Below are 11,562 nucleotides of genomic sequence, written 5' to 3'. Positions count from 1 at the left end.
AATAGCGCAACAACCGGACAACAAGGAGCAACACAATGACGCAAGCAACGGCAACGGCAACGCAACTGTCGCCGCACTTGAAAGATTTAGAAAACGAGTCGATCCACATCATCCGTGAGGTGGCGGGGCAGTTCGACAAGATTGGCCTGCTGTTTTCCGGCGGGAAGGATTCCTGCGTGGTGCTGGAGCTGGCGCGCCGCGCGTTCTACCCGGCTAAGCCGCCGATTGAGCTGCTGCACGTGGATACGGGGCATAACTTCCTGGAGGTGATTGAGTTCCGGGATGGTGTCGTCGATAAGCATGGGCTCCGTCTGCGAGTCGCGCATGTGCAGGATTGGATCGACCGCGGTGACCTGCAAGAACGCCCCGACGGCACCCGTAATCCGCTGCAGACCGTGCCGCTGGTGGAAACCATCGCGGAGGTCGGATACAACGCCGTGCTGGGCGGGGCGCGTCGCGACGAAGAACGTGCCCGCGCCAAAGAACGCGTCTTCTCCGTCCGCGACTCCTTCGGCGGATGGGACCCACGCCGCCAACGCCCCGAACTGTGGGACCTCTACAACGGCGCAACCCTGCCCGGCGAAAACGTCCGCGTCTTCCCAATCTCCAACTGGACTGAAGCCGACGTGTGGGAGTACATCGGCGCGCGAGGCATCGAACTGCCATCCATCTACTACGCCCACGACCGCGAAGTGTTCGGCCGCGACGGCATGTGGCTCACCCCCGGCGAATGGGGCGGGCCCCGCGACGGCGAACAGCTGGAAACGCGCCGGGTGCGCTACCGCACCGTCGGCGACATGTCCTGCACCGGCGCCGTTGACTCCGACGCCGAAACGATCGACGAGGTCCTCGTCGAGATCGCCAACTCCACCCTGACCGAACGCGGCGCAACTCGTGCCGACGACCGCCTGAGCGAATCCGCCATGGAAGACCGCAAGAAGGAAGGCTACTTCTGATGACCGCCCCAACCATCGCACCCACTACTACCTCCGAAAACGCCCCTGAAACCGGCGCTGCCGAAACTGCCACCGCCGCGCTGTCCGCCCGCGAGACGCTGCGCCTGTGCACCGCCGGCTCCGTCGACGACGGCAAATCCACCTTCGTCGGCCGCCTGCTGCATGACACCAAGTCGGTGCTCGCCGACCAACTCGCCTCCGTGGAGCGCACCTCCGCCGACCGCGGTTTCGAGGGCCTGGACCTGTCGTTGCTGGTCGACGGCCTGCGCGCTGAGCGCGAGCAGGGCATCACCATCGACGTGGCCTACCGCTACTTCGCCACCGACAAGCGCACGTTCATCCTCGCCGACACGCCTGGCCACGTGCAGTACACGCGCAACACCGTCACTGGCATGTCCACCTCCCAAGTGGTGGTGCTGCTTGTCGACGCCCGCAACGGCGTCGTCGAACAAACCATCCGCCACCTCACCGTGGCCAAACTGCTCGGCGTGCGCACCGTGATCTTGGCGGTGAACAAGATCGACCTCGTTGATTATTCGCAGCAGCGTTTCGACGAGATCAAGGCCGAATTCGACGCCAAGGCCGGCGAACTCGGCATCGAGGAGCCGCACGTCGTGCCGATTTCCGCGCTGCGCGGCGATAACGTCGCGGAGCGCAGCGACGCGACGCCCTGGTACACCGGCCCGACGGTGCTCGAACTACTGGAGAGCATCCCGGTGCAGCGCGGCCGTGCCGATGACCTGGACTTCCGTTTCAACATCCAGGTCGTGCTGCGTGAACACGCCTCCGACTACCGTGCCTACGCTGGCCGCGTCAACGCCGGATCGATCACGGTTGGCGACGAGATCCTCGCCCCCTACGGCCGCACCACCACCGTTGCCGGCATCGACACCGCCGACGGCCCCGTGGACACCGCCCATGCCGGCGACTCCGTTGCGCTGCGGCTTGCCGACGACATCGACCTGACCCGCGGCGACCTGCTGGCCGCGCACACTCGACCAGAAGACACACGCGAGTTCGACGCCACCGTCGTCGGCCTCAACGAGAAGGACCTGCGCGCAGGCCAAGCTGTGAAGCTGCGCATCGGCACTGCGTTCGTCCGCGCCCGCGTGGCCAGCGTCGAGCGCGTCCTGGACATCGACGGCGCCGAAGGCGACAACACCGCACCCGAGGCAGTCGCACTCAACGACATCGCGCACGTGACCATCCAAACCGCCGACGAACTGCCCGTCGAGCAGTACGCAGCCCGCGGTGCGGTGGGCAACTTCCTGCTCGTCGACCAGTCAACTGGCAACACGCTGGCGGCTGGGCTCGTCGGAAAGCGCCTGCGGTAACAACCATGACTGCGCTGATCACCCTTTCCCACGGCTCGCGGCACCCCCGCGCCAAGGAAGGCATCCGCGCGCTCACCCAAGCCGCGGCTACGCAACTCGGTGTGGAGTGGGCCGACGCCCACCTGGAGTTCGACACACCCACCCTCGCCGAGGCGGCCGCCTCCTTCTCCTCGTCGCGCGCGATTGTGGTTCCGCTGCTGTTCACCCGCGCATTCCACGCCAAAATCGACGTGCCGCGCCACCTCGCCGAAGCCCGTCAGCACTGCGACCTCGTGCTCGCCGAGCCGCTCGGTACCGGCAGCGACATCGCCGATGTCCTTGCGCGCCGCTTGCGTATCGACGACCCCACCGCCACCCACGCAACCCTTTTCCCAGTCGGCACCTCCAACCCTGAACAAGCCGCCAACTACGACCGCCTCGCCGCCGAAGTGGCCAAGCGTGCCGGGGTGGAAACGGCAGTGGTGTCGGCGACGCGTGGTCAGCGGCGCTTCACAGATACGCATGTGCTCCCACTGTTTGTCACCCACGGAACCCTGCTCGACCGGATCCCAGACCACCTGCCGGCATCCGGGCCGCTGACCACAGACCTCGCGCGGATCGTCGCCAACCGATACCGCGCCGCCGAGAAAGGCGCCTGACATGTACAAACTCGAAACACTGCTGCTCATCGCAGTCACAGGTCTTGCCGCGCAACTTGTCGACGGCGGCCTCGGCATGGGCTTCGGCGCCACCTCTTCCACCATGCTCATCGCGCTCGCCGGTATCACCCCGGCCGCTGCCTCCGCCGTCGTCCACACCGCGGAGCTGGGCACCACACTCGCCTCCGGCGTAGCCCACACGCGCTTCGGCAACGTGGACTGGCGCACCGCCTGCGCGATCGGCATCCCCGGCGCCATCGGGGCGTTTCTCGGCGCAACCGTGCTCGTGCGACTCTCCACCGAAGCGGCACGCCCGGTGATGTCGCTGATCCTCGCACTGATCGGCCTGAACCTCATGCTGCGCTTCGCCCGCGGGCTCACCCAGCGCAAACTCGCCGCGAAGCCTCACTCGCGCGGCTTTCTCGCAGGCCTCGGGCTCTTTGGCGGGTTCATCGACGCCACCGGCGGCGGAGGCTGGGGGCCCGTCACCACCTCCACGCTGCTTACCGCAGGCCGTGCCGAGCCGCGCCGCATCGTCGGCACCGTCAACACCGCCGAGTTCCTGGTCACCCTCGCCGCAACACTCGGGTTCGCGGTTGGGATGTGGCGTGACCTCGTCGCAAATCTCGCAGGTGTGTTGGCTCTGCTCATCGGTGGCGTCATCGCCGCGCCCATCGGCGCGTGGATGGTCAGCCGTATGAACCCCATCGCGCTCGGCGGCGTCGTCGGCACCCTGATCGTGCTGCTGAACCTGCCCGTCGTCTTGTCGTATGCCGGCATGACCAGCGGACTCTGGGTCGTCCGCTTGCTTATCGTTGCAATCGGAGCCGCCCTCTCCTGGCGAGGCATCCAACGCGCCCGCGCCAACTCCCGCGCCGCATCCGAGCGCGAAGGCGCAACAGTGGTGGAGCCGCAGCCCGCCCGCATACGATAAGCAACTATGTCTGATTTGCTCATCGTTGCAGCCATGAAAGAAGAAGCCGCCGACATCATGTCCGGAGGCGACCACGAAGTACTCATCACCGGCATCGGCACCCTGCCCGCCGCGATCGCCCTGACTCGCCGTCTCTCCGAAGGCCCACTGCCGTCGCGCGTGATCAACGTCGGCACCGCCGGCGCGCTCGTCGACCTCGAGTCTGGCGTCTACGAAATTTCCGACGCCGTCAAGCACGACTTCAAAGTCGGCGGCACCTCCGACATCACCGACTTCGTCTACCCACGCTGGTTCTCCTTCGAGCCCCTCACCGACCTGCCGAAAGCCAAGCTGGCCACCGGTGATGCGTTTGTGAACCGCTCTGATCTTCGCGACGAGCTCGCTAAGGAATGCCAACTCGTCGACATGGAGGGCTACGCACTTGCCGCCGTATGCTCCACCTTCAACGTCCCGTTGACCCTGCTTAAGCAGGTTTCGGACTCCGCCGACGAAGGCGCCTCCGCTGTTTGGGAAGCAGCCCTTGAGCGCGCCCGCGTGGAGCTCGAAGAAGCCCTGCGTGAGCACCTTCGCTGAAGACGCGGGCATTTCGCTTGACGACGACCCCACGTCCCTCTTCCAGCTCCTCGTCCTGTGCATGCTGCAAGCGAAGCCCATACGCGCCACCGCCGCCGTCGACGCCGCACGCGGACTGTTCGACGCCGGCCTGACCTCACCATCTGCACTGGTTGAAGCGCCGCGCTCGCAATTGATCCGCATCTTCGGCGCCGCCGGCTACGCCTGCGCAACCATGTTCGCCCGCGAGGCGCAGGGGGTGTGGCCGGAGTTGGCGCCGGTCTTCGACAAGAAGGCACTGCAGGGGGCCGCGAAGTTGGGACTGCCGGAAGATGCGCAGGAGCTCGAATCGCACGCCCGGTCCGAGGGTGTTGCCTTGCCCGCTTTCGCTGCCCACCTAGTCAAAGTGGCCCTCGGCGTTGAATGATCGGTCGTGGCAGGCGGATCGTCTAGCTAGACCTTCTGCCGGACTAGACGATCAAGCATTCCGCGCTGAATTTCCCCAGGTGAAGTTGCAACTGGTTTTCATTTAGGGGCGAATCGTCTAGCAGCATCGGAGGCGAGCTAGACGATCCGCTCCGAACAGCTCCCAGACATGCAGAAAGCCCGCCGGCGTAAACGCGCCAGCGGGCTAAAAGCAGCTACCTCGCAGAAGTTACTTTGCAAACTCCTCGACGAGTGCGGCGTTGAAGGCCGGCAGGTCGTCCGGGGTGCGCGACGAGATGACGCCGGAGTCGATGACAACTTCCTCGTCGACCCACTCGGCACCGGCGTTGACCAGGTCGGTCTTGACGTTGGCAACGGAGGTGATCTTCACGTCCTTCAAGGTGTCGGCATCCGTCATGATCCAGCCACCGTGGCAGATCACGCCGATCGGCTTGCCTGCGTCCTTGAACGCCTTGACCAGGGCGACGGCGTCAGAATCAACGCGGATGGCATCCGCGTTGAGGGTGCCACCCGGGAGGATGAGGGCGTCGTAGTCGGCAGCCTTGGCATCGGCGGTGGTGACGTCGACGGCGACCTTGGCGCCCTTCTTGCCCTCGATCTCACCGGTTTCGGTGGAGACGACCTTGGTGGTTGCGCCGGCTTGTTCGACGGCCTCCTTCGGGGAGGTCAGTTCGGAATCTTCAAAGCCGTTGGTCGCGAGGATTGCGATGGTCTTGTTATTCAGATCGGCCATTGGTATTTCCTTTCGTCGATAACCAATTACGGCACACCACCGTACCTAGTCTTCGTCGTTCACGCCGGGGAGGCGACCGGGTGGGTTGGTGTCGATGTCGGACGGGGTGTCGTCGTCAAGCGGGACGCGCGTGGAGCCAAGCCCCTCTTTCACGGGCTCCTTCTCGCGTTTGGCCAGGCGCATCATGTGGTCGCGCACGGCGAGGAAGGATTCCTTGGAATCCATGGTCTGAGTTTGTTGGGTGGCCATGGCTATCTCGTCGGCGGTGATCTCGCCGGAGCGCAGCGAAACCATTTCAGCCCAGTAACGCAGCCACACGGCGGCGACAGCGGCAACCGGAACCGCGAGGAACGCGCCGACGATGCCGAACAGGGTACCGCCGACGGCGACGGCAAGCAGGACCACGGCGGCGTGTAGGCCCATCGCCTGGGACTGCAGGATCGGGGAGAGGACATTGCCCTCCAGCTGCTGTACGGCGATGATGAGGATGAGCACGAACACGGCGTTCATGAACCCGTTGGACACCAACGCGATGATCACCGCCAGAGCGCCTGCAGAAATCGCACCGACGATCGGGATGAAGCCGGCGAAGAACGTGATCACCGCGAGCACCGGCCACAGTGGCACGCCGAGGAACAGTAGGCCGAGACCGATGAAGATGGCGTCAACACCGGACACGATGGCCTGGGTGCGGATGAATCCGGACAGGGTGTTCCAGGAGCGGCTGCACACTTCGGTGAGGTGCCAACCAGCGCGCACGCCGGTGTACTTGCGCACCCATGGCAGGAAGCGGTCGCCGTCTTTGAGGAAGAAGAAGGTGAGCACCAGGGTCAGTGCGAGCGTGGTGCCTACCGACGCAATCGCGCCCAGGCCCGAGAACACTCCCGACGCGATGTTGGAGGCCTGGCCCTTGGCAAAGGCGGTGACCTGATCGACGGTCTGCTGGATCTGCTCCGGCTCGAGGACTTCGAGGTCGCGCTTTTTCAGCCAATCGACGATCTGGTTCACGCCCTGCTCGGCCTGTCGTGCGAGCTCGCTGCCTTGGCTTTTCACGGTTGGCGCCATGGCGACGAAGATGCCGCCGATGATGCCGAAGAATCCGATCAGGGTGATGAACGTGGCCAGGGATGCGGGGATTTTGTGGTCGCGCATCCAGCGCACCGGTGGCCACAGGACGGTGGACACAATCAGTGCTAGAAGAATCGGCAGAAGGCCCATCCAGACCCATTTGAGCAGGTAGAGCAGGATGGCCGTGGCTGCGACAACGATGATGAAGCGCAGTGCCCACGCGGCGGCGGTGCGGCCGTCGGAGGCGATGACCTCGCCGCGGTCGACTGGCTCGCGGGAGAGGTCTTGGGCGGCGTCGGCCGGTGTGGGCAGCGTTTGGATCGGGTCTACGGCCGTGTCCAGGGCTCCCACATATTTTGGTTTTTTACGTTCACTCACGTGGTCATTGTGTCAGAGATGTGGGGTTATGCATAAGGGGAAGGGGCGTGGGGTCGTCGAAAAGTGCGCGCAAGGAAGAGTTGTCCTAGACCACAAAGAGATTTGGGTGTAGTGTGGCCCACAATTCATTCCACGACCGAGAAAGGCCACAACGATGACTGTGTTTCCCAACCCTGGCACCGAGGGCTCGAACGTCAAGTTCCGTAAGCGCTACGACAACTACATCGGTGGCGACTGGGTTCCGCCGGTAGATGGCGAGTACTTCGAGAACATCACCCCGGTCACCGGCGAGGTGTTCTGCGAGGTTGCACGCGGTAAGGAAGCCGACATCAACCTGGCGCTCGACGCCGCACACAAGGCCGCACCCGCGTGGGGGAAGACCTCCCCGCAGGAGCGTTCCGGCGTCCTGCTGAAGATCGCGGACCGCATGGAGGAGCACCTTGAGGAGCTCGCCGTCGCGGAAACCTGGGAGAACGGCAAGGCTGTGCGTGAGACGCTCGCTGCCGATATTCCGCTGGCGATTGACCACTTCCGTTACTACGCAGGCGCGCTGCGTGCACAGGAAGGTCGTCTGAGCCAGATTGACGAGGACACCGTCGCCTACCACTTCCACGAGCCGCTCGGCGTTGTTGGCCAGATCATTCCGTGGAACTTCCCGCTGCTCATGGCGGCCTGGAAGCTTGCTCCGGCGCTGGCTGCAGGTAACGCGATCGTGCTCAAGCCGGCGGAGCAGACCCCGGCGTCGATCCTGTATCTGATGGATCTGATCGGCGACCTCATTCCGGCGGGTGTGCTGAACATTGTCAACGGTATGGGCGACGAGGCCGGCGCGGCGCTGTCTGGTTCTGACCGCATTGCCAAGATCGCGTTCACCGGCTCGACTGAGGTGGGCAAGATCATTAACAAGGCGGCGGCCGACAAGATCATCCCGGTCACCCTTGAGCTCGGAGGTAAGTCCCCGGCACTGTTCTTCGAGGACATCTTTGCCAAGGATGATGACTTTAAGAAGAAGGCCATCGAGGGCTTCGCAATGTTCGCTCTGAACCAGGGGGAGGTCTGCACCTGCCCGTCCCGTGCGCTGGTGCATGAGTCCATTGCCGACGAGTTCCTTGAGCTGGGCGTGCAGCGCGTCAAGCAGATCAAGACCGGCAACCCGCTGGACACCGAAACGATGATGGGTGCGCAGGCCTCCACCGAGCAGATGGACAAGATTAAGTCCTACCTCGAGCTTGGGCCCCAGGAAGGTGCTGAGGTGCTCACCGGCGGCGGCGTGAACAAGATTGAGGGCCTGGAAAACGGTATGTACATCGAGCCGACCGTGTTCAAGGGCACCAACGACATGCGTATCTTCCAGGAGGAGATCTTCGGCCCGGTGATGTCCGTCACCACGTTCAAGGACTTCGACGAGGCTATCCGCATTGCCAACGACACCATCTACGGTCTCGGCGCCGGTGTCTGGGCGCGCTCCGGCACCACCGCATACAAGGCGGGTCGCGCGATCCAAGCGGGTCGTGTGTGGGTGAACCAGTACCACTCCTACCCGGCTCACGCGGCGTTCGGTGGTTACAAGAAGTCCGGCATCGGCCGCGAAACCCACCTGATGATGCTCGACCACTACCAGCAGACCAAGAACCTCCTCTGGTCCTACTCCGAGAAGGAAACTGGCCTGTTCTAAGGGCTTTTGCTTGTCGACGACACCCTCACCGCCCACTTATCTTCCCGGTCGGTGAGGGTGTTTTTGTGTACTTCTACCTGCGGAAACAAATAAAGTTGCGTCGAGTGGGAACAACTTTGGGTACAGTGCCGTTACATAGATTGAGTGCAACAGGCTCAAGGATGTGTCCGCCGGTGTTATAGTGGTGGCCGTCAAGTTGAGCCGGAGCGCATCAACTTACTGATAAACCACATTTCAACAGGAGGAATTACTTTTATGGCACGCGCAGTTGGTATTGACCTTGGCACCACGAACTCGGTTGTTTCCGTCCTTGAGGGCGGCGAGCCGGTAGTTATCGCTAACGCTGAGGGTTCCCGCACCACCCCGTCGGTTGTCGCTTTTGCGAAGAACGGTGAGGTGCTTGTTGGTCAGTCTGCAAAGAACCAGGCGGTGACCAACGTCGATCGCACGATCCGCTCCGTGAAGCGTCACATGGGCGAGGACTGGACCGTAGATATTGATGGCAAGAAGTACACCCCGCAGGAGATTTCCGCTCGTACGCTGCAGAAGCTGAAGCGCGACGCGGAGGCTTACCTGGGTGATGAGGTCACTGAGGCTGTTATTACCGTTCCGGCTTACTTCGAAGACGCTCAGCGTCAGGCCACCAAGGAGGCTGGCCAGATCGCGGGCCTGAACGTCCTGCGTATCGTGAACGAGCCGACCGCTGCGGCTCTGGCTTACGGCCTGGATAAGGCTGAGAAGGAAGAGACCATCCTGGTCTTCGACCTTGGCGGCGGCACCTTCGACGTGTCCCTGCTGGAGATCGGCGATGGCGTTGTTGAGGTACTGGCTACCGCTGGTGACAACGAGCTCGGCGGCGACGACTGGGATAACCGCGTAGTCGAGTGGCTCGTGGACAAGTTCAAGTCCCAGAACGGCGTTGACCTGTCCAAGGACAAGATGGCTATGCAGCGTCTGCGTGAGGCTGCGGAGAAGGCAAAGATTGAGCTTTCGTCTGCACAGCAGGCTTCCATCAACCTGCCGTACATCACGGTTGATGCAGAGAAGAACCCGCTGTTCCTCGACGAGACCCTGACCCGCACCGAGTTCCAGAAGATCACCTCCGACCTGCTGGATCGCACCAAGAGCCCGTTCAACCAAGTGATCAAGGACGCTGGCCTGTCTGTCGGCGATATTGACCACGTTGTTCTGGTTGGTGGCTCGACCCGTATGCCGGCTGTGACCGAACTGGTCAAGGAGCTCACTGGCAAGGAGCCGAACAAGTCCGTGAACCCGGACGAGGTTGTGGCTCTGGGTGCTGCTCTGCAGGCTGGTGTGCTGCGCGGCGACGTCAAGGACGTGCTGCTGCTCGACGTCACTCCGCTGTCCCTCGGTATTGAGACCAAGGGTGGTGTGATGACCAAGCTCATCGAGCGCAACACCACCATCCCGACGAAGCGTTCGGAGACCTTCACCACGGCTGAAGACAACCAGCCGTCCGTGCAGATCCAGGTCTTCCAGGGTGAGCGCGAGATCGCTTCCGCGAACAAGCTGCTCGGCTCCTTCGAACTGGCAGGTATCGCTCCGGCTCCGCGTGGTGTTCCGCAGATTGAGGTCACCTTCGACATCGACGCCAACGGCATCGTGTCCGTGTCCGCAAAGGACAAGGCCACCGGCAAGGAAAACACGATCAAGATCCAGGACGGCTCTGGTCTGTCTGATGAAGAGATCGATCGCATGATCAAGGACGCTGAGGCTCACGCTGACGAGGACAAGAAGCGTCGCGAGGAGCAGGAGACCCGCAACAACGCGGAGACCATGGCGTACCAGACCCGCAAGTTCATGGACGAGAACGGCGAGAAGCTTTCCGAGGACATCAAGACCCGCGTCACCGAGGCTGCCGATGCTGTCGACGAGGCCCTCAAGGGCGAGGACCTGGATGCCATCAAGTCCGCAGTGGAGAAGCTGACCACCGAGTCCCAGGCAATGGGCACCGCGCTCTACGAGGCTCAGGCCAACGAGGGTGCTACCCAGGCTGATGCTGGCGACGACAACGTTGTGGACGCCGAGGTTGTCGAGGACGACGACACCGACGCCGACAACAAGTAATCCAACCCAGTACGTGTAAGGAGGCGACGTCTGATGACGAACCCGAACAACGAGCAGATGCCCGACAACCCGGGTAATCCGGAGGCGACGGACGAACAGTACGTCTCCCCAGATCAGGCGGAAGCCCTGGCCGACGAGGCGGCTGAGTCCGAGGCACTGTCCACGGACGAGGATCCCCTCGTTGCCGCGGAAGCTGAGTTGAAAGACTTGGAAGATGCAGCGCAGATCGCCGACGGCGAGGTAGACCCGGACGTCGATGGTGACGGCGCGGTCAGCGACATCGAGTTGCAGCTCGCAGAGCGCACCGAGTCCCTGCAGCGCGTCAGCGCCGAATACGCCAACTACCGCCGGCGCACGGAGCGTGAGCGTGGCGAGATTGCCACCACCGCGAAGGCAAAGTTTGCCACCGAGCTGCTGCCGCTTCTCGACGATCTCGATCTCGCCCAGCAGCACGGCGACCTGGAAGAAGGCCCGCTGAAGGCCTTCGCGGATAAGTTCCGTTCCATCGTCGCCGGCCAGGGAGTGAAGGAGTTCGGTGCTGAGGGTGACGAGTTCAACCCGGAGGTCCACGAGGCCGTGCAGGATCTGTCCCAGGGCGATGAAAAGGTTCTGGGAACGGTGCTGCGCAAGGGCTACACGGTGGGTGACCGCCTGGTGCGAAACGCCATGGTGATCATCGCCGATCCGGCTGAAAGTGCCGACACCACCGAGTAACAACAACTTGGTGGCAGGGCCGGGGAATGGGTACACGCAAACGAT

11 protein-coding genes are annotated in these 11,562 nt (G+C 63.2%); 9 read left to right on the top strand and 2 right to left on the bottom strand.

Annotation, left to right across the window (positions count from 1 at the left end; all coding sequences use genetic code 11):
* Positions 1 to 35: 35 nt before the first annotated feature.
* From cysD to CCOY_RS10840, 6 genes are read left to right on the top strand one after another with little or no spacing between them, the layout of a single operon-like run.
* Positions 36 to 956 (top strand): sulfate adenylyltransferase subunit CysD, encoded by a 921-nt coding sequence (gene cysD / locus CCOY_RS10865; RefSeq protein WP_092100785.1) that lies wholly within the window; start codon positions 36 to 38, stop codon positions 954 to 956.
* Positions 956 to 2,290, top strand: a complete 1,335-nt coding sequence (locus CCOY_RS10860) for a sulfate adenylyltransferase subunit 1 (RefSeq protein WP_092100783.1) — start codon at positions 956 to 958, stop codon at positions 2,288 to 2,290. Before cysD ends, CCOY_RS10860 begins: the two co-directional genes overlap by 1 nt.
* 5 nt (positions 2,291 to 2,295) lie before the next feature.
* Entirely contained in the window at positions 2,296 to 2,928 is a 633-nt protein-coding gene (locus CCOY_RS10855; protein WP_092100781.1) for a sirohydrochlorin chelatase, read from the top strand.
* 1 nt (position 2,929) lies between these two features.
* Positions 2,930 to 3,862, top strand: coding sequence for a sulfite exporter TauE/SafE family protein (locus CCOY_RS10850; protein WP_070771855.1), 933 nt, complete (start codon positions 2,930 to 2,932; stop codon positions 3,860 to 3,862).
* A 6-nt stretch (positions 3,863 to 3,868) separates the two neighbouring features.
* Entirely contained in the window at positions 3,869 to 4,435 is a 567-nt protein-coding gene (locus tag CCOY_RS10845) for a nucleosidase (protein WP_092100779.1), read from the top strand.
* Positions 4,419 to 4,841, top strand: a complete 423-nt coding sequence (locus CCOY_RS10840) for a hypothetical protein (protein WP_070829241.1) — start codon at positions 4,419 to 4,421, stop codon at positions 4,839 to 4,841. The genes CCOY_RS10845 and CCOY_RS10840 overlap by 17 nt, the downstream gene beginning before the upstream one ends.
* Before the next feature lie 228 nt (positions 4,842 to 5,069).
* Here the strand turns inward: CCOY_RS10840 and CCOY_RS10835 are convergent, their stop codons facing one another.
* Together CCOY_RS10835 and CCOY_RS10830 are read right to left on the bottom strand one after the other, a co-directional pair.
* Entirely contained in the window at positions 5,070 to 5,594 is a 525-nt protein-coding gene (locus CCOY_RS10835; protein WP_092100768.1) for a type 1 glutamine amidotransferase domain-containing protein, read from the bottom strand.
* A 45-nt stretch (positions 5,595 to 5,639) separates the two neighbouring features.
* Positions 5,640 to 7,040, bottom strand: a complete 1,401-nt coding sequence (locus CCOY_RS10830; protein WP_092100766.1) for an AI-2E family transporter — start codon at positions 7,038 to 7,040, stop codon at positions 5,640 to 5,642.
* A 154-nt stretch (positions 7,041 to 7,194) separates the two neighbouring features.
* Here CCOY_RS10830 and exaC point away from each other — a divergent pair, with 154 nt between their 5' ends.
* The 3 genes from exaC to grpE all read left to right on the top strand — a co-directional run bounded on the left by exaC (position 7,195) and on the right by grpE (position 11,517).
* Complete coding sequence (gene exaC / locus CCOY_RS10825) at positions 7,195 to 8,715, top strand: acetaldehyde dehydrogenase ExaC (RefSeq protein ID WP_070615468.1); 1,521 nt, start codon at positions 7,195 to 7,197, stop codon at positions 8,713 to 8,715.
* Positions 8,716 to 8,970: 255 nt separating this feature from the next.
* A complete protein-coding gene (gene dnaK / locus CCOY_RS10820) occupies positions 8,971 to 10,803 on the top strand; it encodes a molecular chaperone DnaK (protein ID WP_092100759.1) in 1,833 nt (610 codons plus the stop codon).
* A gap of 33 nt (positions 10,804 to 10,836) precedes the next feature.
* The gene (grpE, locus tag CCOY_RS10815) at positions 10,837 to 11,517 is read left to right on the top strand and encodes a nucleotide exchange factor GrpE (protein ID WP_070423279.1); all 681 of its coding nucleotides are present in this window, start codon (positions 10,837 to 10,839) and stop codon (positions 11,515 to 11,517) included.
* Positions 11,518 to 11,562: the final 45 nt, after the last annotated feature.

The organism is Corynebacterium coyleae (genome assembly GCF_030408635.1).
GTDB lineage: Bacteria > Actinomycetota > Actinomycetes > Mycobacteriales > Mycobacteriaceae > Corynebacterium > Corynebacterium coyleae.
Note: the sequence above shows the minus strand (reverse complement) of the source record. Positions and strands in the feature narration are given on the sequence as shown.